The sequence below is a fragment of the Gemmatimonadota bacterium genome (assembly GCA_026706345.1).
GTDB lineage: Bacteria > JAAXHH01 > JAAXHH01 > JAAXHH01 > JAAXHH01 > JAAXHH01.
The window spans coordinates 60956-84156 of record JAPOYX010000268.1 but is presented as its reverse complement, the minus strand read 5'-3'; the positions used below and the strand labels follow the sequence as shown (position 1 = coordinate 84156).

Annotated in this window: 19 protein-coding genes; 7 read left to right on the top strand and 12 right to left on the bottom strand. The window is 61.8% G+C overall.

The window, feature by feature from the left end:
• Positions 1 to 68 precede the first annotated feature (68 nt).
• Positions 69 to 854: a hypothetical protein gene (locus OXG98_18855; protein MCY3774073.1), complete on the top strand. Its 786-nt coding sequence runs from the start codon at positions 69 to 71 to the stop codon at positions 852 to 854.
• 164 nt (positions 855 to 1018) lie between these two features.
• Positions 1019 to 2401 (top strand): hypothetical protein, encoded by a 1383-nt coding sequence (locus OXG98_18850; GenBank protein ID MCY3774072.1) that lies wholly within the window; start codon positions 1019 to 1021, stop codon positions 2399 to 2401.
• 145 nt (positions 2402 to 2546) lie between these two features.
• On the opposite strand, the gene OXG98_18845 is transcribed toward OXG98_18850, so the two are convergent.
• Together OXG98_18845 and OXG98_18840 are read right to left on the bottom strand one after the other, a co-directional pair.
• On the bottom strand, positions 2547 to 3293 hold the full coding sequence (locus OXG98_18845; protein ID MCY3774071.1) for a TVP38/TMEM64 family protein: 747 nt from the start codon (positions 3291 to 3293) through the stop codon (positions 2547 to 2549).
• 129 nt (positions 3294 to 3422) lie between these two features.
• Positions 3423 to 4199 carry a DUF547 domain-containing protein gene (locus OXG98_18840; GenBank protein MCY3774070.1) on the bottom strand — a complete coding sequence of 259 codons (777 nt, stop codon included), beginning with the start codon at positions 4197 to 4199 and terminating at the stop codon, positions 3423 to 3425.
• Positions 4200 to 4334: 135 nt separating this feature from the next.
• Here OXG98_18840 and OXG98_18835 point away from each other — a divergent pair, with 135 nt between their 5' ends.
• Complete coding sequence (locus OXG98_18835) at positions 4335 to 4901, top strand: TlpA disulfide reductase family protein (GenBank protein MCY3774069.1); 567 nt, start codon at positions 4335 to 4337, stop codon at positions 4899 to 4901.
• Between the two features lie 124 nt (positions 4902 to 5025).
• Here the strand turns inward: OXG98_18835 and OXG98_18830 are convergent, their stop codons facing one another.
• Positions 5026 to 5613 (bottom strand): NAD(P)H-dependent oxidoreductase, encoded by a 588-nt coding sequence (locus OXG98_18830; GenBank protein MCY3774068.1) that lies wholly within the window; start codon positions 5611 to 5613, stop codon positions 5026 to 5028.
• A gap of 412 nt (positions 5614 to 6025) precedes the next feature.
• Between OXG98_18830 and mutS the strand changes: the two genes are divergently transcribed.
• On the top strand, positions 6026 to 8695 hold the full coding sequence (gene mutS / locus OXG98_18825; GenBank protein ID MCY3774067.1) for a DNA mismatch repair protein MutS: 2670 nt from the start codon (positions 6026 to 6028) through the stop codon (positions 8693 to 8695).
• A 187-nt stretch (positions 8696 to 8882) separates the two neighbouring features.
• The gene (locus tag OXG98_18820; protein ID MCY3774066.1) at positions 8883 to 9302 is read left to right on the top strand and encodes an NUDIX domain-containing protein; all 420 of its coding nucleotides are present in this window, start codon (positions 8883 to 8885) and stop codon (positions 9300 to 9302) included.
• Positions 9303 to 9404: 102 nt separating this feature from the next.
• Here OXG98_18820 and OXG98_18815 read toward each other — a convergent pair whose 3' ends face one another.
• The 6 genes from OXG98_18815 to OXG98_18790 all read right to left on the bottom strand — a co-directional run bounded on the left by OXG98_18815 (position 9405) and on the right by OXG98_18790 (position 16799).
• The gene (locus OXG98_18815) at positions 9405 to 12509 is read right to left on the bottom strand and encodes an efflux RND transporter permease subunit (GenBank protein MCY3774065.1); all 3105 of its coding nucleotides are present in this window, start codon (positions 12507 to 12509) and stop codon (positions 9405 to 9407) included.
• Positions 12510 to 12648: 139 nt separating this feature from the next.
• On the bottom strand, positions 12649 to 14037 hold the full coding sequence (locus OXG98_18810; GenBank protein MCY3774064.1) for an efflux RND transporter periplasmic adaptor subunit: 1389 nt from the start codon (positions 14035 to 14037) through the stop codon (positions 12649 to 12651).
• A 16-nt stretch (positions 14038 to 14053) separates the two neighbouring features.
• Positions 14054 to 15337, bottom strand: coding sequence for a TolC family protein (locus OXG98_18805; protein ID MCY3774063.1), 1284 nt, complete (start codon positions 15335 to 15337; stop codon positions 14054 to 14056).
• A gap of 274 nt (positions 15338 to 15611) precedes the next feature.
• A complete protein-coding gene (locus OXG98_18800; protein ID MCY3774062.1) occupies positions 15612 to 16022 on the bottom strand; it encodes a hypothetical protein in 411 nt (136 codons plus the stop codon).
• Between the two features lie 123 nt (positions 16023 to 16145).
• Positions 16146 to 16394 (bottom strand): type II toxin-antitoxin system Phd/YefM family antitoxin, encoded by a 249-nt coding sequence (locus tag OXG98_18795; GenBank protein ID MCY3774061.1) that lies wholly within the window; start codon positions 16392 to 16394, stop codon positions 16146 to 16148.
• A 12-nt stretch (positions 16395 to 16406) separates the two neighbouring features.
• Positions 16407 to 16799 (bottom strand): type II toxin-antitoxin system VapC family toxin, encoded by a 393-nt coding sequence (locus OXG98_18790; GenBank protein MCY3774060.1) that lies wholly within the window; start codon positions 16797 to 16799, stop codon positions 16407 to 16409.
• A 432-nt stretch (positions 16800 to 17231) separates the two neighbouring features.
• On the opposite strand from OXG98_18790, the gene OXG98_18785 reads away from it, so the two are divergent.
• Positions 17232 to 17726: a MarR family transcriptional regulator gene (locus OXG98_18785; GenBank protein MCY3774059.1), complete on the top strand. Its 495-nt coding sequence runs from the start codon at positions 17232 to 17234 to the stop codon at positions 17724 to 17726.
• Positions 17727 to 18300: 574 nt separating this feature from the next.
• A complete protein-coding gene (locus tag OXG98_18780) occupies positions 18301 to 18801 on the top strand; it encodes a MarR family transcriptional regulator (GenBank protein MCY3774058.1) in 501 nt (166 codons plus the stop codon).
• 30 nt (positions 18802 to 18831) lie between these two features.
• On the opposite strand, the gene OXG98_18775 is transcribed toward OXG98_18780, so the two are convergent.
• From OXG98_18775 to OXG98_18765, 3 genes are all read right to left on the bottom strand, one after another.
• The gene (locus tag OXG98_18775) at positions 18832 to 19803 is read right to left on the bottom strand and encodes an ROK family protein (protein ID MCY3774057.1); all 972 of its coding nucleotides are present in this window, start codon (positions 19801 to 19803) and stop codon (positions 18832 to 18834) included.
• Positions 19800 to 21455 (bottom strand): 2,3-bisphosphoglycerate-independent phosphoglycerate mutase, encoded by a 1656-nt coding sequence (gpmI, locus tag OXG98_18770; protein MCY3774056.1) that lies wholly within the window; start codon positions 21453 to 21455, stop codon positions 19800 to 19802. Before gpmI ends, OXG98_18775 begins: the two co-directional genes overlap by 4 nt.
• A 165-nt stretch (positions 21456 to 21620) precedes the next feature.
• On the bottom strand, positions 21621 to 23108 hold the full coding sequence (locus tag OXG98_18765; GenBank protein MCY3774055.1) for a DegQ family serine endoprotease: 1488 nt from the start codon (positions 23106 to 23108) through the stop codon (positions 21621 to 21623).
• Between the last annotated feature and the right edge of the window lie 93 nt (positions 23109 to 23201).

Sequence of the window (23201 nt, the reverse complement as noted above, 5' to 3'; positions counted from 1 at the left end):
CGATTAGTTCAGCTACCCACTTAGGCGCAAACAACTAGGTGCAGTTAGTAACGGAGAAAGCCTTTATCATGAAAGGCAGAACGGTGCACGACAACCATGATGCGCAAGGAGAATCTTCCCATCATCCCGAAGAACTTTCGGACGCTTGGGATCGGATCGAAGTAGCCCAAGAGAACCTTTGTTCCCTGTCTCAAGAGATGGACAAGTTTCTGTATAACTTCATTCGTAGCATGATCAAGGGGTACGACAACGTAAGAAAGAATCGCACCATACAGTTAAGGCATCCCAAGGACTGCTATGTTGTAGGTAGGCCAAGGGTACTGGTCGCACAAATCGTTGAAAACCTGCGGTCCGCTTTGGATTACATGGTGGTTAATCTGTCCAAACTAAACCAACCAGACGTAAATGAGAAAATACCCCAGTTTGTCATCGCGGAAAACATAGCGAACTTCGAATCCCGTGCAAAAAATCGACTGCGATTTCTAACTAGAGAACAGAAGTCCTTTATTAAAAAATTACAGCCATATCATGGCAACCTATATCTTGAAATACTAGGAGCAGTAGTCAATGTTGGCAAACATCGGCGGCTGGTTAAAATCCAAAATAACACATCGTTTGCCCTATACTACGCTGATAAATCTTCAGAAAGCAAATATCCAGGTCACTTTAAGTATCAACTCCAAGAGACGGATATCTACGCAAAACCAATTGAGGATCAGATGATTCTGTTAATGGATAAGTATAATTGCATGAAGACGCTGGATGGCATGATCGACCATACGGCTGAAATCCTCCGACTTTCATCCTGTTACTTCGAAGGTCGCAATCAATATTTCTCGATCGTTTGGGAGTAACATCTGGTGAATTAGGTCTAGGGATTCGCAGTCATGCCAACGTTTACAGATTGATGGTCAAGAAGCCCGGTATTCGGTAGCGTATCAGTATGAAATTTGTGACAGACTCCTGCGATTAGGATATCGCTTGAATAACCTAGGTTATAGTACTCAAAGAGGTCCCCATGAATCCCATCAATCTAGGCTCACGCCGTGAGCTTTTCGTAGACCCCTATCTGATCGACACGCTCTCAGGCGCCTACCAGCACCTGCATGAACCCGTTCGGAAGGAGACCGTCTTCCGCGTTGTGGAACCGCTGGAGAACGCCTGCACGGGGTGCTACAACCTGGTGCAGGTGGACGGAAAGATCCTGGTGTACTACCGCGGCTATCACCCCACGGGTAAGCACGAGGATCTGCCCGAGGGCTGGGCGCAGACGCAGACGACGAACCTGCTGGTCAGCGACGACGGCATCCATTTCGAGCGGCCCGGCCTGGGTCTGGTGGAGGCGGAGGGATCCACGGACAACAACATCCTCATCCGGGGCTCCCAGGCACACAACTTCTGCGTCTTTCTGGACGGCAATCCGTCCGCGCCGTCCGAACAAAGATTCAAGGCCATCGGCGGAGAGGGCAGGAACAGGCTGTTCGGCTTTACTTCTCCCGATGGGCTCGTCTGGGAATCCATCGTGGACGGTCCCCTCAAGATCGAGGGCGCCTTCGATTCGGTGAACGTGCCCATGTGGGACGACTATGCGGGTTGCTACCGCATCTTCAGCCGGTACTTCGAACAGACCGGGGACGACGGCGTCGGGGTCCGCGCCATTCAGAGCTGCACCTCGGATGATTTCATCCACTGGACCACGCCCGAGCATCACGTGTACGACGAAGGCGTCCCGTTCGAGCATTTCTACACCAACGCCACCACGCTCTGCCCCGGGGCGGAACACATCCTGCTGTCCTTCCCCATGCGGTTCGTGCCGGAGCGAACGAAAGACACGGAGGGCATGGACTATCCCGGCGGCGGGATCTCCGACGCGGTGTTCATGTCGAGCCGGGACGGGGTCCACTGGGACCGCACCTTCATGGACGCCTGGCTCAGCGCGGGCCTGGATCAGCGCAACTGGACCCACCGCAACCAGACGCCAGCCGCGGGGATCATTCCGACGGCGCCGGACGAATGGTCCATGTACGTCGCCGAGCATTACGGATGGGACACCAACGCCGTGCGGCGGGTAACCGTTCGCCCCCACGGTTTCGCTTCAGTCCGGGCGGGTTATCACGGCGGCGAATTGCTGACGAAGCCACTGACCTACACCGGATCGACGCTGTTCATCAACTACTCGACGTCGGCGGTCGGCAGCGTGTCCGTGGAAATCCAGGACGCGCAGGACCGGGCAGTGGAGGGCTTTTCCGCGAAGGACATGGAACCGCTGTTCGGCGACGATCTCGATGCCCCGATCGCGTGGAAGGGCGGCGACCTGTCCCGCCTCAACGGCGTACCGATCCGCCTGCGCTTCGTGCTGAAGGACGCGGACCTGTTCTCTATCCGGTTCGGGGATGCCTGAGACGGCCGGAGTCCGGTCTCAGAAACCCTGAAAAGCCTGATCTGGTTTGCGAATTGGTGAAGCAGCCGGTGGATCCTGTGGTCCCTGCGGAAATCGAGAGGACGACTGCGGAGAACTACACGTGCGCTTACCGGTTTTACTGCGTTTACTGCGCCTGCCGCGCTTTCCCCGTCAGCTTCCGGTAGATCGCGGGGGTCAGGGAGATGGTGACGAGCAGGGCGAGGGCGATACCCAGGTTGGTGAGCGCCGAGGAGCGCAGGGCGGCACGGGCGATTTCATCCAGTTCGGCGCCGGCCATGTAGACCTGCATCAGCGAAGCCGCGGTGTATGCATAGATGAACGTAGCCGGTGTGATGCCGATCGCGGTGCCCAGCATGTAGTGCATCTTGCGGATGCCGGAGAGCCCGGCGGCGAAGTTCAGCAGATTGAATGGGATGACGGGGATCAGCCGGAGCTGGAGCATGCGCAGGAACCCCTGGTTCCGCAACTGCCGGTCGATCCGGTCAATCGGCCCCTTGATGTACCTGGAAATGAAATCCCGTCCCAGGTAACGGGCCAGATCGAAGGCCAGATTCGCGCCGATGTTCGCCCCGATCAGCACGTAGAGTGTACCGTACATGGCGCCGAAGGTGAACCCGGCGACGAAGGTCATGACCACCATCGGCACGCCCACCGTCGTCATGATCGCGTAGAGGCCGATGAACACCAAAGGCGCCCACCAGAATCCACCGATGGAGTCGAAAAAGCCCTCCATCACCACGGGCTGAACGTACTCGTCCAGCGGCGTGAAGGTGTAGGCCAGAAAGCCGGAGAAGGCGATCGCGAGCAGGACGACCAGTTTGGCGACCTGCCTTCCGCGACTCCCTCCCTCGCCGTTTTCTACCTGGCGCACAGGTGGTACTGTTTCGTCATGGATTCAATCCGTTATGAGGCGTTCCGCTCAGCGGAGCGCTCAGTATTCCGTTCAGCAGCGGGAGAATTAAAGCAATGAGTCCCGCCGCCGGCCCCGCGTGCAGCCGTTTCAACCACCTCGCTGCTCGTTGATTCCCCAGTCATAGTGCAGGTAGTCGATGTCCACGTCTTCCCGTTTCAGCAAGGCGCGGGCCGCGTCGTCCGGGACGTAGGGAGCAATGTAATCCAGGAGCTCACGCCGGTTCTTCCCGAAATCGTCCTTGTACCAGTCCATGATCGGCGAAAGCCACACGGTCCGGTTCTCCGAATCGGCCCGAAACTTACTGGGATCCGCGAAGAAAACAAGGGTATTCTCCCGCAGTTGCCGGTCCATGTCTTCCGCCGTGAACGCTTCGGTCATCAGCGGCGGGCAACCTATGGAGGCGCACACGAGGGCGAAGTGAATCAGCGGTTCGTCCATCTTGCGCAGGATCTTGTGCTCGATGTCGTCCAGCGAGTATTCCTTTCCGCGGATGTCGATCTTGTAGTCCTTCCAGATGCTGTACCCGAGCAGGCTGACGTGGTTCTTGATGCTGCTGGTCGGATAGAAGTGCAGCATGCCCCGGATGGTCAGCGCGTTGTAGGTATTGATCCAGAAGGCGAACACCTCGTTCCGGTCCCTGAGCCCTTCGGGATCGACGCCTTTGAGCATCTCCAGGTAGCCGTCCAGCGTCCCCACGTCGCGGGCTTTCCAGGTGCGGTAGTCGATCATGCCCCTGTCGTCCACATACTTCTTCAACAATCCGTCGTACACGGAGTGGTCCACCCGCTCACCCTCCTGTGATTCCGCCGTTCCTGGAGAGACGATCATCGCAAGCGCAATGATCGTCGCAAACGTGCCCATCATCGGGATATTCCGTCGTGTTATCCGCATCTTCTTCGCCCCTAATTCCCTTGCCTTGCGTGCGTTTCCCTGCTATCTTACATCAACTGCGACAGACCGATTGTGGGCCGTATCCACCCTTCCAAGGCGAGTGAAATTATGGAAACGAAATCACGCCCCAACGTCATCTACATCCTCGCCGCGCTCCTGATCGTGGCCGGCCTGATCACCGCTATCCTGGGTGAAAACGACCCGGCCAGCGTCCCCGTCATGTATTCGTCAGATGAGTCCATACCATCGGATGCGTTCTCGGTGGAGCTGGATTTCGCACTGAAGGACCTCGATGAAAACGAAGTGACCATCACGCAGTTCGAAAATCAGGTCCGCGTCGTCAATTTCTGGGCCACCTGGTGTGGTCCCTGCGTCGAAGAAATCCCGGACTTCCAGGCTTTCCATGAGAAATACGGCGACCAGGGCGTCAAGGTCATCGGCATCGCTCTCGACAAAGAAGGCGCGGATATCGTGAGGCCCTTTGTCGAGGAAATGGACATGACCTATCTAACGCTCATCGATACCGACGGGATGTCCGCCGCGAAGTTCGGCGGGGTCTACGGCATTCCGACCACCTTCATCATCGACAGGGAAGGGACGGTCCGGAATAAGCGCGTAGGCATGATGTCCTACGAAAACCTGGAGACCGCCGTCCTGCCCCTGCTGGCGCAGTAAGGCGCTTCCCGCCCTTGGTGGGGCAATAGGCTGCTTTCCGCGGTGACGCGATTCGCATTCAGTCCCCGCGCCCTATCCCCACGTGCTGCAACTCCCTATCCTGCCGCGCCGCGGCCCCCTGTCGCTACACGTTGCCGTGCAGTTTCACCAGGGTCTCCGCCAGCTTACGTCCCAGTCCCTCCACGGCAGCCTGCCGCTTCTCCTCCTTCAACCGGTCGTCATCGGCAAACGCCCCGAAGGCACCTGGCACCGCCACCTGATCCGGCAGGACCAGCACGTGGATGTTGCTCAGTATCGACCGGACGTGCACCAGTCCCCGTAGACCGCCCAGTGATCCCGGCGACGCGCTCATCAACGCGGCGGTCTTGTTCAGGAAGGCCACCAGCATCTTCTCGCCGGACGCGGGCCGCGACGCCCAGTCGATCGTGTTCTTGAGGAGCGGCGTAATCGAGCTGTTGTACTCCGGCGCGGCGATCAGCAGGCCTTGGCAGGCCGTCATAAGGGCCTTGAACCGCGCGGCGTGCTCCGGTATTCCTTCCCTTTCCTCCAAATCGCCGTCGTACAACGGCATGGGATAGTCGCGCAGATCGACCAGGTCGACCACGGCGCCGGCTTCTTCCGCTCCCCGGGCGGCGATGCGGACCAGCTTCCCGTTGAACGATCCGCTCCGCGCACTGCCCGCAAAGGCGAGTATCCTGGGCACATAGCCCATGTTCATATCGCTTTCGATATCAGTCGTTTCAAATCCGTGTGTTACCGGGCCGCGTCTGTCCTGCGGCTCTTTGGAAACTCCGTTTTTACGCCTTAAATGTCAAGGAGTGTTTGTGTTCCGCGCGACTCCGGCCGGGGGTGGATTTTTGTAATCAAGTCGGGGATGACTTCACAAGAAAATCCGGCCTTCTTCGATGGCCGAATCTTCCCTTCAGGCGGGACTTTTCCAGGTGCTGGAATGCTGGAGAAACACCTTGACTCGAAGGGCTGATTTGACTATGGTTCCACATCGTCAGATCAACTGCCACACATGGCCCTGAGCAGCGTAGCATCAAGCGGAAAACCCGCGGCATCCCCGAGCGTAATGCCGGTTTTCCCGGGCCGCCCTGAAGCCGGCCAATCCAGCCTTGCCCATGACCCGACCCGCCGGAACCCTCACACCCGCCATGGCGCAGTACGCCAGGATGAAGGATCAGCACAAGGATGCGATTCTCTTCTTCCGCATGGGGGATTTCTACGAGACCTTCGGCGATGACGCCAAACTGGTCTCGCGCGAATTGGGCATTACGCTCACGGCGCGAAACTCGGGCTCGGGCGGCGGGGAAAAGACGCCGCTTGCCGGCGTGCCCTACCATGCCGTGGAGAAGTACATCGCCGAACTCGTCGGGTCCGGATACAAGGTGGCCGTCTGCGAACAGGTCGAAGATCCGAAGAAGGCCCGCGGCGTGGTCAAGCGGGACGTGGTGGAAGTCGTTACGCCGGGCACGTCGATGCTGGCGCAGACCCTTGATCCCGGCGAGAACAACTACATGGTCGCGCTGACCTTCGGGCAGGACGTCTACGGCCTGGCCTTTCTCGATCTGTCCACCGGCGAGTTCCGCGCGGCGGAGCTTGACGAGGACGACCTGCTCAGCGAGCTGAACCGCCTGGATCCCACCGAGGCGATCGTATCCTACGACCGGGCGGAGCAGGCCGGGGCCCTCCTCGAACCCCGTTTCCCCGACATCGCGATAAGCCGCCTGGAAGAATGGGCCTTTTCCTACGACTACGCGCTCGAGACGCTCCTCGACCATTTCGAGGTGTTGACGCTCAAGGGTTTCGGGTGCGATGAAATGACCGCCGGCGTCTCTGCGGCGGGCGGCATGCTGGTCTACTTGCGGGAAACCCAGAAGAACCGTTTGGCCCACCTGAAGTCGATGGCGCGATACGACGTGTCGGACTCGATGCTGATGGATACGGCGACCCAGCGCAACCTGGAGCTGATCACCTCCTTGCGGGACGGCGGCCGCGAAGGCACGCTCCTCTCGGTGATGGACCGGACCTACACCCCAATGGGCGCGCGCTTCATGCGCCAGGCCGTTACCCGTCCGCTCGTCTCCGTCTCCGCCATTCTGGCCCGCCAGGGCGCGGTGGGCGAACTCTACGAAGACCACGAGACCCGGGACGAGTTTGCCGGCCGCCTGAAGTCGCTGGGGGACATGGAGCGGCTGGCCGCCCGCGTCGGGTCGGAGCGCGCGAATGCCCGCGACCTGATTGCGTTGAAGCAGGCCCTGCACGCGATACCGGTGATCAAGGAGATGCTCTCCAGCCTCAAAGCCGAATTGCTGGCCGGCCTCCGGGACGGGTTGCGCGAACTGAAACCCCTGGCCGAAAAACTGGACCGGGCCCTGGTGGACGAGCCGCCCCTGTCGCTGACGGAAGGCGGACTCATCCGCGCGGGATACAACAAAGACCTGGACGACCTGCGCGTGATCAGTTCGGGCGGCAAGCGCTGGATCGCCGAACTGCAGCAGAAGGAGCGGGAACGCACCGGGATACAGTCTCTCAAGGTCGATTACAACCGGGTCTTCGGCTACTACATCGAAGTCACGAAACCGAACCTGGACCGGCTCGAAGGCGAGTACATCCGCAAGCAGACCATGCGCAACGCGGAGCGGTTCATCACGCCGGAGCTGAAGGAATACGAAGAGAAGATCCTGGGTGCCGAGGAGAAGATCGGAGAGTTGGAATACGCCCTCTTCCTCGAATTGAGGGAAGAGGTGGCCGGGAGCCTGGGCGAGATCCAGGGCAACGCCCGGGCCATCGCGCAGCTCGACTTCCTGACCGCGCTGGCCGAATTGGCCGTCCAGAACGACTACGTGGCGCCGGAAATCGATGACGGATCGGTCCTGGAGATCGACGACGGCCGCCACCCGGTGGTGGAGCAACTGCTGCGGGGCGAACCCTTCGTGCCGAATGATACGCAGTTCGATTCCCGGACCAAGCAGATCGCCCTGATCACCGGGCCGAACATGGCCGGGAAGAGCACCTATCTCCGCCAGGTGGGCCTCATCGTCCTCATGGCCCAGGTGGGCTCCTTCGTCCCGGCGCGGTCCGCGCGGATCGGCATCGTGGACCGAATCTTCACGCGGGTGGGCGCCTCGGACAACCTGGCCCGGGGCGAAAGCACGTTTCTCGTCGAGATGAACGAGACCGCGAACATCCTCAACAACGCGACGCCGGACAGCCTCGTCCTACTCGACGAAATCGGCCGGGGGACGAGCACTTTCGACGGCCTGAGCATCGCCTGGGCGGTGACGGAGTACCTCCACAATACGCCCGGACGGACCGCCAAGACCCTCTTCGCCACCCACTACCACGAGCTGATCGAACTGGCGTCGTCCCTCGACCGCATCGCCAACTACAACGTGGCCATCCGCGAACAGAACGACCAGATCGTATTCCTGCGCAAGGTGATGCCCGGTGGGAGCGACCGGAGTTACGGGATCCAGGTGGCGCGCATGGCCGGACTGCCGCGCAGCGTGATCGAGCGGGCCCGGGTCATCCTGGCCAACCTGGAGGACGAGGAACTGGCGCCAGGTGGGCTGGGAGGCGTCGATGGCGAGTCCGGCACGGCCGGTACGCCGCACCACGGCAGGCCGAAGCCGGAAGGCGGCGACTACCAGCTCAGCCTGTTCGTACCCGCGGACCATCCAGTCGTCGAGGACATCAAGGAACTGGACCTGGATCTCATGACCCCGGTCGAAGCCATGAACGCCCTGTACCGCCTCCAGCAAAAGGCTGGCGGGTCCAACGGTAAGTAGCCGGGCTTAGCGGAAAGCAGCCGCGTCCAACAGGACGCAGCCGGGTCTAATGAAAAGTAGCCGCGTTTAGCGGAAGGCAGCCGTGTCCAACAGCAAGTAGCCGGCTCTATCGAGAAGTAGTAGCGTTCAGCGGAAAACAGCCGTGTCGTCCAACGATTAGTAGCACCGTTCAGAGAGAAGCAGTCCCGTGTCCACCATTTCCTCCGCCATGCTGGTCAACCCTGTCGGCGACATTCTCGTAAATCTCCGCGACGACGACCCCCGCATCATCTTTCCGAACCAGTGGAGCCTCATCGGGGGCCACGTAGAGGAGGGCGAAAGCCCCGACGACGGCCTGGTTCGGGAGGTGGAGGAGGAGATCGGCTACCCGGTGACCGAGTACCGCCCCCTGGCGACCTTCTTCGACGGCCCGGACGTGCGGCACCTCTATCTCGTCCCGATCGAAGTGCCCATCGACGACCTGGTGTTGGGCGAAGGCCAGGCCATCCGGTACATCGATCCCGCCCGGGCGCTCGCCGAGCTGGATCTCTGCGTCACCGGGCGGCGGTGCATCGAGGTCTACCTGCGCCACCTGGATTTCCAGGCGTACGTCCGCGGGCGGAAATGAGTTATTGTCGCGCGGTTCTTTGTAGGTAATTAGACCCGGCCGATCACCACATTCCGGTTATAGTTCGGTGCCGCGGCTCGATTCCCGTAACGCAAATCCCCTCTACGCCTTCCGCAATCCCCACGATCTGATCATGTAGTAGATGACCGGGATGACCACGAGCGTGAGTACCGTGGAAGTCACCATGCCGCCCACCATGGGCGCCGCGATACGCTGCATGACCTCCGAACCCGTGCCGGTCCCCCACATGATGGGCATCAGCCCGGCCATGGTGGCCGCCACCGTCATCATCTTGGGCCGCACCCGTTCCACGGCCCCGTGCATGACCACTTCGTAGAGATCCTGCCGGGTGTTTAATGCGTTGCGGCTTATCCGTTCCTGGTACGCCTGCTTGAGATAGAGCAGCATGACGACCCCCGTTTCCGCCGCCACGCCGGCCAGCGCGATGAACCCGACGCCCACCGCGATGCTGAAGTCGTAGTCCAGCAGGTACATCAGCCACACGCCGCCCACCAGCGCGAAGGGCAGCGACAGCATGACGATCATGCTGTCCACGACGTTCCTGAAGTTCATATAGAGCAGCAGGAGAATGATGGCCAGGGTGACCGGTACGACGATCTGGAGCCGGCGCTGCGCCCGTTCCAGGTATTCGTACTGTCCGCTCCAGACCATGCTGTACCCTACGGGGAGCGAGACGCGCTCCGCGATATGCTGCCGGGCGGTATCGACGTAGGCGCCGATGTCCGTATCCCGGAGATCGACGTATACCCAGGCCGTGGGCCGGGCGTTCTCCGATTTGATGCCGGACGGTCCCTTGCGGATCCGTATGTCGGCCACCTGGCTGATGGGGATCTGCGCCCCCGATGGCGTCGGGATCAGGATGCGTCTGAGGTCCGATATGTCGTCGCGCAACTCCCGGGCATAGCGGATGTTCACCGGGTAGCGCTCCAGGCCCTCGACCGTATGGGTCACTTCCACGCCCCCGACCGCCGACATGATGATGTCCTGCACGTCGCCGACGGTCATCCCGTAGCGGGCCGCCTCGACTCGGTCGATTTCAAAATCGAGGTAGTTTCCCCCAAGGGTTTTCTCGGGGAAGACGCTGAGCGTGCCCGGCAGTTCACCGAGTTCCACTGCGACCTGCTGGGCCAGGTCCGACAGCACGGCCAGGTCGTCTCCCATCAGCTTGACGCCCACCGGGGTCCGGATGCCCGTCGACAGCATGTCGATCCGGGTGCGGATGGGCATGGTCCAGGCGTTGGTCAGGCCCGGAAACTGGATGGCGTCGTTGAGCGCCTCCACGAGCCCCTCGCGGGTCATGCCCGGTCTCCACGCCTCCTCGGGCTTGAGCATGATGGTGGTTTCGATCATGGACAGCGGCGCCGGATCGGTCGCCGTGTCGGCCCTTCCCACCTTGCCGAAGACCTGTTCCACTTCCGGGAACGATCGGATGATCTTGTCGGTCTGCTGCAGCAACTGGCGGGCCTTTGTGATCGAAATGCCGGGATCCGTGGTCGGCATGTAGAGCAGGTCGCCCTCGTAGAGGGGCGGCATGAACTCCGACCCGATCCGCTGTAGCGGATACCACGTCGCGGAAAGGGCGATCACCGCTACGGCGATGGCCAGCCACCGCAGGCGGATCGCCGCCCGGATCACGGGACGGTAGAGAAACACCAGCAGGCGGCTGAGGGGATTCCTGCGTTCCGGCAGGATCCGGCCCCGGACCAGGTAGCCCATCACGACCGGCACGAAGGTGATCGCCAGCAGGGCGGCCGCGGCCATGGTGTACGTCTTGGTGTAGGCCAGCGGCTTGAAGAGGCGCCCCTCCTGGGCCTGCAGGGCGAAGATGGGGGCGAAGGACAGCGTAATGATCAGCAGGGAGTAGAAGAGGGACGGGCCCACTTCCTTCGTGGCGTCGAGCACGATCCGCCAGTGGTCCTTCTTCCCGCGGTCCCGCTCCATGTGCTTGTGGGTGTTCTCGATCATGACGATGGCGGCGTCCACCAGGGTGCCGATGGCGATGGCGATCCCGCCCAGGGACATGATGTTGGCGTTGATCCCCTGCCAGGACATGACTAGGAAGGCCGCGAGCACGCTGATCGGCAGGGTGAGGATGACCACCAGCGCCGAGCGGAAGTGGACCAGGAAGATGATGCAGACCAGGGCGACGATGAGGCTTTCTACCAGGAGTTTGTCGCTCAGGTTGTCGATGGCCCGTTCGATCAGGTTCGACCGGTCGTAGGCCGTGATGATCTCCACGCCCTCCGGCAGGCCCGACTTGAGCGACTCCAGCTTCTCCTCGACGTTCCAGATGACCTCCATGGCGTTCTCGCCGTACCGCATGACGATGATGCCGCCGACGATCTCGCCCTCGCCGTTCCATTCCGCCAGCCCGCGCCGCAGCTCCGGCCCCGTCGTGACCCGGGCGACTTGGTGCAGCAGAACGGGCGTGCCGTAGCTGTCGACCCCCAGGGTGACGTTCTCCAGGTCTTCGACGGACTGGATATACCCCAGGCCGCGGACCATGTATTCGGCTTCCGCCATTTCGACGACCCGGCCGCCCACGTCGTTGTTGCTCCGCTGAATCGCCGTCTTGATCCGGTTGAGCGGAATGCCGTAGATCAGCAGCTTGTTGGGATCGACCTCCACCTGGTACTGTTTGACGAAACCGCCGATGCCGGCCACCTCGGAAACGCCGTTTACCGAAGTCAGTTCGTACCGGAGGAACCAGTCCTGGATGCTCCTTAGCTCCGCCAGGTTGTGCCGGTCGCTGCGGAGGACGTACTGGTAGACCCAGCCTACGCCCGTGGCGTCGGGTCCGAGACTGGGATTGACGCCCGGCGGCAGGCGGTCGGTCACGTAGCTCAGGTACTCCAGCACGCGGCTGCGGGCCCAGTAGAGATCCGTGCCGTCTTCGAAGATGATGTACACGAAACTGAGCCCGAAGAAGCTGTATCCGCGGACCGTCTTCGCGTAGGGCACCGCGAGCATGGCAGTGGTCAGGGGATAGGTTACCTGGTCCTCCACCACCTGCGGCGCCTGCCCGGGATACTCGGTCAGGACGATCACCTGCACGTCCGAGAGGTCGGGGATGGCGTCCAGCGGGATCTCCACCAGGGCCACGGTCCCGCCCGCGATGAGCAGCACCGTCACCAGGATCACCAGGAACCGGTTCTTCACGGAATATTCGATTATGCGTTGTAACATATTGAACCTCTTTATGTTCCGGACGGCCCGGACGGCCTGGACGGCCCTGCCGGCCTGGACAGCCTGGACGGCCTGGACACGCTGGTAGATCCAGACAGTCCGCGCACACCGTGCGGTCCGTGCGGTCCGTGCGGTCCGGTCAATGCATCATCCGGTGGTCGAGCATTTTCTGGATCGCATCCTGGAGCCGGCTTTCCGAATCGATGAGGAACTGGGCCGACGTCACGACCTGCTCTCCCGCGCTGACACCGCTCGCAGCCTGCACGTAGCCGTCCTCCCCCTCCATGCCGAGGGTTACCTCGCGCGGTTCGAATCTCCCCCCGTCGAGGGCTACGAAGACCACGTCGCGCTCGCCGCTGCGGATCACAGCGCTGCCCGGGATGACGAGCACGGGCCGTTGGCCCCGCGCGGAAAGCCGGATGTTGGCGTACATCTGGGGTTTCAGTTCGAGATTCCGGTTGGGAAACACCAGCCGGATCTTGATATCCCGGGATGCCTGGTCCAGGTAGGGATAGATGTAGTCGATCCTGCCGCGATAGACCTTTCCGGGATTGTAGGGAAGCTCCATTTCGGCTGTCAGCCCCGGACTCAGCCACGGGGCGTCCGCGTCGTAGACGTGGGCGAAGGCCCAGATGGTGGACAGATCGGCCATGCGGTACATATCCATGCCGGGCGTGACGCGCATGCCCAGTTCGGCGATGCGTTCCACGACGATTCCGTTCGACGGCGCGTAGATGGTCAGCGTGCGGGTGATCGCGCCGCGCGCTTCCAGCTCCCGGATCTGCGCTTCGGTCACGTCCCAGTAGAGCAGCCGGCGCCGCGAGGCGTCCAGCAGCGACACCGCGCCTTTCGCGATGGTCTCGAACTCGCTGCCCTCCAGGTTCCTGAGGTTCTGAAAGGCCAGGAGGTACTCTTCCTGCGCCGCCACCAGTTCCGGAGAATAGATGTCCAGCAGGGGATCGCCCGCGCGTACCTGCTGCCCCGTCTCGTTCACGTACAGCCGTTCGATCCACCCGGGGTATTTGACGTTTATCCGGGAGAACAGCTCCTCGTTGTAGTCGAGATGTCCTACGGTCCGAATGGACCGGGTCAGCGGACGCTCCCGGACCGGCGCGGTCTGCACGCCGATATTCTGAATGGTGACCGGGTCGATCACGATGGCGGCGTCGCGGGATGTGCGCGCGGATTCGTCCGTGGATGCCGCGGCCATTTCACCATGTTCGCCCGCGTGATCCATTTCGGATTCACTGCCCGCGCCGTCGGCCGCCGGCTCCTCCACTTCGTCCGTGCGTTTGACCGGCGTGAGGTTCATCCCGCAGATGGGGCACTGGCCAGGTTCTTCTGCGATGACGTTCGGGTGCATGCCGCACGTCCAGAGCTGGGTCTGCGCCGTTTCGGCGCCGTCGCTCTCCGGAACGGTCGTTTCGGAGTCGCCGCATCCCCCGGCTATGGCTACCGGAACGACAACCAGCAGCACGAGGAGCAGCGTCCGGTATACGCGGCCGCGTATTCGTCTGATGATGCTCATGGTTTACCTCCTGCGCCTACGGGAGCGAACCCCCGGCGGCTCTTTCCAGCAGACTCAAATACTTACGGTAGTTCGCCGTTTCCGCCACGTACCCGAGCCGGGTGCGCAGCACCATGCGTTCCGCGTCGAGCAGATCCAGGAAGTCCATCTGTCCCGTCTGGTACGCGGCCAGCGTCGCCAGCACGCTGTTTTCCGCCTGGGCGATCAGGCCCTGCTCGTAGACGGCCAGGGCCCGTCCGGAGTGGCGCAGCCGCCCGTAGGCCTCGGCGACCTCCGCCGCGACGGTATCCTGGATGTTCTTCCTGATGTAACGGCTTTCTTCCACCCGCGCCACGGCCTCCTGCTCTTCGGCCCGGATGCGTTTCCTGAACAGGGGCAGGTTCACGTTCAACATGACGCCTAAGGCGTCTTTCCCCGCGTCGGACACGGCATTGCCCCCGACCCTGGGGACGGTGATATAGGATGCCTGCACCGTGAAATCCGGTCGGCTGGCGAGGCGGGCGAGCCGCACGCCCAGTTCGTTCCGGCGGATCCGGGCGTCGACCGCCACCAGTTCCTGCCGGACGGCAAGCGCCCTTTCGACCACCAGGGATTTGGGTCGGGCGTATCTCGTGGTGTCTATAGCCGCCACCTGGTCGACGGCGGTATCGGACGGGCGGCTCAACACTGCGTTGAGACGGGCCGCGAGGGCGACGCGCTCGCCCTCCAGCGCGATGCGCCGCTTCAGGATTTCCGACACTTCCACGTGGGACTTGAGCACGTCCGCCTGCGTACCGCCCCCGGTCGCGTACTTCTCCTCCGCGGCGCCGGTGAAGGTCTCCAGCATGACGAGGTAATCGTCTAGGATGCGCAGGGACCGGTCTACCCGGTAAAGGTCGTAGTAGACGCGCTTCACTTCGTGGGTGATGTCGCGGGCGATCGACTGCATGCGGGCTGTTTCGGCGGCCGTTTTCTCGCCCGACATGGCTCCGCGCAGGCTCAGTTTGCCCGGGTATGGGATCTTCTGGCCGAAAGCCAGCACGTTTCTCTGCGGTCCGACGCGCGTTTCCGGCGAGGAAAGCCACCGCGTGTACGTAAACGCCGGGTCCGGGTACGAGGTGACCTGGGGCTCCTCCTGCTCCACCGCGTCGCGGCGATGACGGGCCGCCTGAAGGGCCGGGTTGCGGTCCAGGGCCTCGGCGACCAGGGCCTCGAGCCGCGGCGTCTGGGCCCGGGCCGGCTGGACGGCGACAGCCAGGACGGCAATTGAAGTGACGATGATCGCGACCAAAACGCCCGCGTATCGTAGGAATACGGACATAGGCCAGTTCCTTGGGTTGATATGGATCGTTTGTTATTAGTCGTTGCGGGCCGTGCGTGCTACTATATAGCGATTCCCGGCGCGACATTGGAACGCATCCTGGTGCGACATTTGAGCACATTGCGACTCGCGGATATCACGACAGGAATCGTCGGGCGGCCCGGACAACGAGACACCTCCTGTCCGGCTGCACGATTAACCCGGATACAAGATGCCCGCTACGGTCGTGTCTGTCGCACGACGCGTTGGTGCCCAACGGAATCAGAGCGGGGTATTAAATGAGGTAGGTGCAGAAGAGCGTGCGCAAGGGTGGCGGGGACCGGGTGGTATCCATCTCCGGTGAAACCCTGGAGACATGGACCTCCGGTTCGGCCGCGTGAGGACCCCGCAGCGGTGTTGACAAATCCGGCTGATCAGGTTGGACGAGAGAGTACGCAGGGAGCGCACCCGCGCCGGTCTCCTGGTACGGAGCCGGTTCGAGGCTGCAGCAGGACATGGCCAGCATCCCCGCTTCGCAAGTTTCCGGTGCCTCGGCCGTCGCGCAGCACGCATGCGCGCCTTCCGCCGGCATCCCGTTTGGCGACACGGACCTTTCCGTCATACACAGGCCGGCCGTGGCGCCGACCGCCGTGCTCGGAGACGACAGCGCGAGGAAGAGGATGAGGATGGTGAATCGCCTGATCATGAACGGATTCTCCCGGAAATGAACAACGCTCAACACGGGTAATCTATGCATATCACGGCGGATACGCAACCGAAAACGCGCCTTGCCGTGCCCGGGCAGGGTCCAACCGGGTCCCCAAGCCGCTTACTTTTCCGAATCGCGACCCCACCTCTTGCCTCTGATACGCTGGCGTCTCACGAGTTTGACTACCTCCTTCGCCGTGAGGTCCGTCCCGGCCAGCGGGACATCCAGCGGCGAAGCGGGAGGCAGTTCGGGGACGACGGCATACCTTCGGCCATCCTTCCGGCGGATGATGACCTTTCCCGTCGATTCGGCCTCGTCGAGCAGGCTCGACAGATGCTGCCTGGCTTCAGAATAGGTATAGACGTCCATCGCGGAACTCCCTCAATCCTCCAGGCGAACCACTTCGATTCCGAGTGACCCCGCGGCGCGGGCCAACGAACGGTCCAGCGTCAACAGGGGGGCGTTGTACCGGAGGGCGGTCTCCAGAAAAAAAGCGTCGGCCGCCACCCCCTTCAACCGGGACGCGATCGTGAGGACGCTGGCCATGTCCACGTCCACGTAACGCAAGGGAATGTTATCGAGGATCTCCATCGTCGTGCGCGCCTCACGGGCGTCGATGGCTTTCTGCCGGACCATGACGGAAAAGGTATTGCAGACTTCCCATCGGATGAAGTCCGGCGCAATGAGAGCATGCCCCGAAGCGGCCTTCGCTAGCAGGTCTCTTTCCGGACCCCGCAATACGGAAGCGATAATCGCCGATGTGTCGATGACCATATTCACGCCGAAACCTCCATTTATATATTGTACAATTGTACAATACAAAGTCAAGCGATAAATCAGTCAAATTCACGAAGGCTCCGTATTTACGGGGAGTTTGAGGGTTTTGCCAATCTCGTGCCCATACCGCAACCGCGTTACTGCATGCGCGTATCATCGTATTGGTGGACATCTCGACGGTATTGGTGGGCATCCCGGCAGGTCCCATCGGTAAAGCGAGTTGTTCGCACAATATACCCTTTAAGGAGCGTATTGTTCACACACGGGTCACACTATTTCCGTTATACTTAACCATATTTAACTATACTTAACAAACTGTCCGTAATGATCGATCTCATTCCGGTCATCTGTCAACCGATGATCGGCATCAACCCTGAGTCCGGCAGCAGTCATAACGGATAGTTGAACGCGTATCAAGGATTAGCGGGTATGAGCGTATTAACAGGAGAAAACCGCAGAGGGAAGTTGACAGACCGGTTCGTATGCGTGATCCAACATCTGAATCGCCTGATGTACAGTGGACGTTCGGACGAACTGAAGAAACTGGATCTGAATGCGCACCATATCGACACCCTGGTTCTGCTTGATTATTACGGACCCGCCCGGATGGGTACCCTGGCAAGTCACTTGGGTAGCAAGCTGTCGCATACGTCCAATATCGTAGACCACCTGGTTGGCAAGGGATACCTTCGAAGAAGTTCGGATCCGGATGACCGGAGAGTGGTTATTTGTGAATTGACCAAACGCGGCAGGAAGGCCACGGAGCAGTTCATGCATCTTGCCGCGATTCGTGCGAACAAGGTGGCCGAGAAGTGGGATTTAGACCAATTCGAATCGGTGGTGGAGTCCCTGGAACTGTTATGGAGGGCGGAAAAGGAAGTTCAGGCATCGGTCGTTTCGAGCCAGTTGAAAGACAAGCCATAGGACAAGGTTTATCTGATGCAGACAGGGCAGATCAGCGTTTTAAGAAATAGCCGGTGCCTCGAACATCCGAAGACTCGTAAAGCCGTTGCCTCGATAGCTTAGCACGGAGCCGGTACCATGTTTCCCGTGTCCGGCCATGCCTTCGTCTTTCCCTCAGAAATGGAAGTCCGCCAGGACGACAAACAGGGGCGTCCCGGCCCCGCCGTAATCCCGCCGTAATCTCCAAGGCAGTTTCAATCCCAGGCTGATCAGCAAGTACCGGACCGTCGAGCGGAAAAGGCGGTCTTCCTGTTACCGGGCGTTCCTGCCCATACTCACCCGCGAAGCGAACACCCTCAGACACGCCGGAAACGGCTTGATCGTGATGGTCTCCCATCCGGCCGGCATGAACCGAAACCCGCCATCGCTTGGCCTGGAACGGCACATGAGCGCGTCCTGGAACGGCACATGAGCGCGTCCTGGAACGGCACATGAGCGCGTCTGCAAGAGGCCACTCCAGGAGCCAAAAGTTTAATTTGACAAATATTACTATATTATATAGTTCTTACACAGATTAGTTGAGAATCGTAACTACTTGGCTGATACCGGGTGGATGAACGTGGATGACGAACGCAGGAATCAGGTTTCAACCCGCTACCTGGATGCTGTAGAGGAAATCAACCGGATCATGTACAGCGGCCGTCTGCATGAGTGGCAGGGCATGGATCTGTCGATTTCCCAGTTCAATACCCTGGTCTTGCTGAAACAATTGGGTCCGACGCGCATGGGGATGATCTCCTACTATCTGAGGAATACCCTGGCCGCCACGACCTCGATCGTAGACCGGCTGGAGAGCAAGGACCTGGTGACTCGCGCCAGGGATCCGAAGGACAGAAGGGTGGTCGTCTGCGAGTTGACGGAGCAGGGACAGAAAGCCACGGAGCGGTTCTGGCGGGTTGCCAGGGAGGCGGCTTTAAGAGTAGCCGGCAAATGGGACCTGGAGCAATTCGAGTCCGTGGTCAATGCCCTGGAGCTGATTCTGCAGACCCATAAGGAGATCGTCCAGGCCGGCGCATCCACAGAGCCGAGCTGCTAGCACCGGACCGTCGTCTTCCGCGAGGACGGTTCAGGAGATCGAGGAACGGGACTGCATGAAGTGCCGGGCGGCGCCGATGATACCGGCGTCGTCACCTAGTTGGGCAGGCACGATCCGGAGTATGCTGGCCGACCACTTGTAGGCCCGCCGGGCCACCTCGGCGCGGACGGGGTCGAAGATCAGATCGCCCGCCTTGATGACGCCCCCTCCGATTACGATCAGTTCAGGATTGAGCAGGTTGGTGAGGCTGGACACGGCCGTGCCCAGCAGCGTGGCGGACCGGTGCATCACCTCGCACGCCGTCTCGTCTCCCCGGTGGGCCGCCTCGGCGATCATCGCGGCGTCGATGCGGTCGAGGTCGCCATCGGCCATTTCCGTCAGGATACTCTGGCGCCCGCTTCGCAGCAGCTCCCTCGCCCGGCCGGCGATGGCCGTCGCCGAGGCGTAGGCTTCCAGGCAGCCCGGCGCGCCGCAGCCGCACATCCTTCCGTTCTCCACGACGGTCATATGGCCGATCTCGCCGCCCGCGCCGTTGGAGCCCCGCCATACTTCGTTGTCCATGATGATCGCACCGCCCACGCCCGTCCCGAGCGTGATGCATACGATGTTGGCGTGACCGGAGGCGCCACCGACCCAGTGCTCGCCGATAGCCGCCGCGTTGGCGTCGTTCTCGATCGTCACGGGCAGGCGCAGCCGGTCACGGAGAATCGACCGGAGGGGAAGATCCACCCACTCCGGCACGTTGGGCGCGTAAACCACCGTGCCGGTGTCCTCTATGATCAGGCCCGGCGTACCCACACCCACTCCGGCCACCCGGTCTCGTCCGCATGAATCCATGGTCATTTCGACGCAGGCCGCCAGGCGGTCGATCACCTCGCCGGCGGTACGGCTGCCCGATATGGACTGCCAGGCCCGGTGGGATATGCGGCCGCCGTCACCCACCACGGCGCTGTTGACGTTTGTCCCGCCCAGATCGACGCCTATGACCAATTCCCGCTTCATGCCTCGTCCGTCCCCTCACTGTTCCTGCCCGCATCCGCCGCCGGGTCCGTGCCTGACATCGCCTCCGGCCGTGCGTGACAGGCATGGCCGCCGCGTTGTGCATGGTCCCCGGCCAGGTCCGTGCCCGACATCGACTCCGGTCGGGGGATGCCCATCATGGACAGCACGGTCGGCGCCACGTCCGCCAGCCGGCCTCCGGTCCGCAGCTCGGCTTTTTGGGAGTTCCCGCCCACGCGCATGAGCGGCACGGGATTCGTGGTGTGGGCCGTATGAGGCGTGCGCGTTTCCGGATCCACCATCACCTCCGCGTTGCCGTGATCCGCCGTGACGATCGCCCCGCCGCCGGTCGATTCGATCGCATCCATCACCTCGCCGAGGCAACGGTCCACCGTCTCCACCGCGGCGACAGCCGCCGGGAGCGAGCCCGTGTGCCCCACCATGTCCGGGTTGGCGAAATTCACCAGGACGAAGTCGTATTCTCCGCCGCGGAGGGCCCGGGAAACCTGCGCCGCGACCTCGGGCGCGCTCATTTCGGGTTTTTCGTCGTAGGTGGCGACGTCCCGCGGCGAGGGAACCAGGATCCGGTCTTCGCCCTGGAAGGGTTGTTCGTCGCCGCCGTTGAAGAAATAGGTGACGTGGGGGTACTTTTCGGTTTCCGCCACGCGCAGCTGCCGCTGGCCGGCCAGGCTGATCGTCTCGCCCAGGATCCCGCGCATGCGCTCCGGGGGGCGAAAGGCGCAGGGTACGTCGAAACGCGCATCGTAGGGCGTCATGGTGACGACGCGCACATCCGGCACGGTCCCGCGGTGAAATCCGTCGAAGGCCGGCTCGATAAAGGGTCGAACGATCTGCCGGCCGCGGTCGGCCCGGAAATTGAACACGATCAGTCCGTCGCCGTCCGCGATCACGCTCGTGGAACTGTCTTCCGTCGGTGCCACGACGGTGGGTGCGACGAACTCGTCTGTTTCGCCCCGGGCGTAGGCCGCCCGGACGGCTTCCTCCGCGGTGCCGGCCCGGCTGCCCCTGCCCTCTGTGAAGAGTTCGTAGGCCCTGCGCACGCGCTCCCACCGGTTGTCCCGGTCCATGGCGTAGTATCGCCCGGTCACGGTCGCGATGCGTCCCACGCCCAGCCGGTCGACGGCTTCCTGGAGCGTCCGGAGGTAGCCCGGTGCGCTCTGCGGCGGCGTGTCCCGCCCGTCCAGGACAGCGTGCACCAGGACGCGGTCGCCTGTCACACCCTGGCGCCCGGCCAGTTCGAGCAGCGCCAGGTAATGCCTTTCGGCGCTGTGGACCAGGCCGTCCGACGTGAGGCCGAGCAGGTTAAGCCGGCCTCCTGTTTCCCGAAGCCACTTCAGCATTTCGATAAACGCGGCGTTCTCGAAGAAGGAGCCGTCATCGATGGCTCCGTTGATCCGGCTTACTTCCTGCCGCACCACTCTTCCGGCGCCCAGGTTGAGGTGGCCGACTTCCGAGTTTCCCATGATCCCCGGCGGCAGCCCCACGTCTTCGCCTGACGCGCTCAGCAGGGTGCGGGGATACCGTCGCCACAGCCTGTCGAAGTTCGGCGTATCCGCCAGCAGGACGGCGTTGGCATCGCTTCGGGGACCCATGCCCCAGCCGTCCAGGATTACGAGCGCTACGGGAGGTTTCATCTGGAAGTACGTACCCCGGCCGTACCGATTCGGGTACCCATACCCGTCGGGTGAAAGGCCCATTATGAAGAAAACGCGGAAGGCGCTCCGCGTTTTCTGAAGTGTCGATCGATATTCCGCTGATGTGGGACGCGTGGCGTGCAAGCAGGACACGCCGCCCCTGTGTTATTCTTCGGGGATCCGCAGGCCCACCAGGAATTGCGCGCTGCCGCGCTGTATCCGGAACCGGATGGCCTGCCCGGCATCGAACTCCCGGACAACGGCCAGGAATTCCTGTACGCTGGACACCGGACCGCCGTTCACCTCGCGAATCAGGTCGCCCCGGCGAAGCCCCTTGTCCTCGGCTACGCTGCCCGAGCGTACCTGTGCAATCACCACACCCGACCCCGATTCGTAATAGCGGGTCCATTCCCGGGCAACATCCATTACGTCGATGCCGAGATTGGACGCAGGACTCTTCGGCGAACCCTCTCTCGACGCGGTGCGCGTGGGATCGCCATCGGGCAACTCGCCCAGTTTTATGGTAACATTCTTCGGCGCTCCGTCGCGGATCACATCGAGTTCGACTTCCGTGCCCGGTGCCATATCCGCGATCCGGTTGCGAAGGTCGTCCGTATCCTCCACTTCCTTCCCGTTCAGGGCAATGACCACGTCTTCCCGCTGGAGATCGGAATCTTTCGCCGGTCCGTCGTCCGTGATTCCTTCGATGAGCACACCGACTGTGCTTTCGATCCCCATGGACTCCGCCACGACCTCATCGAGGTTCCTGATCATTACACCCAGGTAACCGCGCGTGACGCGCCCGTCCTCGACCAGCCGGGTCATGATCTTCCGGGCCATGTTGGCCGGAATCGCAAAACCGATGCCCTGGTATCCGCCCGTCCTGGTAGCGATGGCCGTGTTGACGCCCATGAGATTACCGTCGAGGTCGACCAGGGCGCCGCCGCTGTTCCCGGGATTGATGGCCGCGTCGGTCTGGATGAAGTTCTCGTAGGTGTTCTGGTCCCGCGGAAGCACCCTGCTCCGGCCCTTGGCGCTGACGATGCCCGCCGTGACAGTGTGGTTATACCCGAAGGGATTGCCCACGGCCATGACCCATTCGCCCACGCGCAGCTTGTCGGAGTCCCCGAAGGGCAACACGGGAAGATCGCCTAAACCGACCTTGATGACGGCAAGATCGGTGCGGGGGTCCAGGCCGACGATCTCCGCTTCCACCTCGCGCTCGTCAGACAACTGAATCGTCAGTTCGTCAGCCCCCTCCACCACGTGGTTGTTCGTCAGGATGTAGCCGTCTTCCGATACGATGACGCCGGATCCCAGGCCCCGGAAAGGTCGGGGTTGGCTATCGCGCTGCGGTCCGCCGCCGAAAAACTCTTCCCAGGGGTTCCAGAACCGTTGCTGCGCCTGTCTGGCCACGCGTTTGCTCCGTATCAGCACCACCGAAGGCTTTACCTTTTCAGCGATACCCGCGAAAGTCTCGCTGAATTCCTGAAGCGACCGCTGATCCGCGGCCACGACCGGCGTGATCGACCGGTATTCGTCCCGTTCGACGACGGAAGCGTCCCAGTTTGATATGAACAGCCCACCGAGCACCATGCCCGTGATGAGCAGTGCCGCGCCGGTGAGGCCGCCGAACTTTCTTTTCTCCGTCATGCCAATCTCCCTTTCTATACGATCAGAGTCCTGCATGATTCGACTATGCATAATACCGGGCGCGCTTCCCGGCGTCAATCGTTTAAGCCTTCC

Excerpts from the sequence above, each read along its gene's own strand:
- OXG98_18855 (MCY3774073.1), top strand. The coding sequence starts at position 69 with ATGAAAGGCAGAACGGTGCACGACAACCATGATGCGCAAGGAGAATCT.
- OXG98_18850 (MCY3774072.1), top strand. The coding sequence starts at position 1,019 with ATGAATCCCATCAATCTAGGCTCACGCCGTGAGCTTTTCGTAGACCCC.
- OXG98_18840 (MCY3774070.1), bottom strand. The coding sequence starts at position 4,199 with ATGATGGGCACGTTTGCGACGATCATTGCGCTTGCGATGATCGTCTCT.
- OXG98_18835 (MCY3774069.1), top strand. The coding sequence starts at position 4,335 with ATGGAAACGAAATCACGCCCCAACGTCATCTACATCCTCGCCGCGCTC.
- OXG98_18830 (MCY3774068.1), bottom strand. The coding sequence starts at position 5,613 with ATGGGCTATGTGCCCAGGATACTCGCCTTTGCGGGCAGTGCGCGGAGC.
- mutS (MCY3774067.1), top strand. The coding sequence starts at position 6,026 with ATGACCCGACCCGCCGGAACCCTCACACCCGCCATGGCGCAGTACGCC.
- OXG98_18815 (MCY3774065.1), bottom strand. The coding sequence starts at position 12,509 with ATGTTACAACGCATAATCGAATATTCCGTGAAGAACCGGTTCCTGGTG.
- OXG98_18810 (MCY3774064.1), bottom strand. The coding sequence starts at position 14,037 with ATGAGCATCATCAGACGAATACGCGGCCGCGTATACCGGACGCTGCTC.
- OXG98_18805 (MCY3774063.1), bottom strand. The coding sequence starts at position 15,337 with ATGTCCGTATTCCTACGATACGCGGGCGTTTTGGTCGCGATCATCGTC.
- OXG98_18800 (MCY3774062.1), bottom strand. The coding sequence starts at position 16,022 with ATGATCAGGCGATTCACCATCCTCATCCTCTTCCTCGCGCTGTCGTCT.
- OXG98_18795 (MCY3774061.1), bottom strand. The coding sequence starts at position 16,394 with ATGGACGTCTATACCTATTCTGAAGCCAGGCAGCATCTGTCGAGCCTG.
- OXG98_18790 (MCY3774060.1), bottom strand. The coding sequence starts at position 16,799 with ATGGTCATCGACACATCGGCGATTATCGCTTCCGTATTGCGGGGTCCG.
- OXG98_18785 (MCY3774059.1), top strand. The coding sequence starts at position 17,232 with ATGAGCGTATTAACAGGAGAAAACCGCAGAGGGAAGTTGACAGACCGG.
- OXG98_18775 (MCY3774057.1), bottom strand. The coding sequence starts at position 19,803 with ATGAAGCGGGAATTGGTCATAGGCGTCGATCTGGGCGGGACAAACGTC.
- gpmI (MCY3774056.1), bottom strand. The coding sequence starts at position 21,455 with ATGAAACCTCCCGTAGCGCTCGTAATCCTGGACGGCTGGGGCATGGGT.
- OXG98_18765 (MCY3774055.1), bottom strand. The coding sequence starts at position 23,108 with ATGACGGAGAAAAGAAAGTTCGGCGGCCTCACCGGCGCGGCACTGCTC.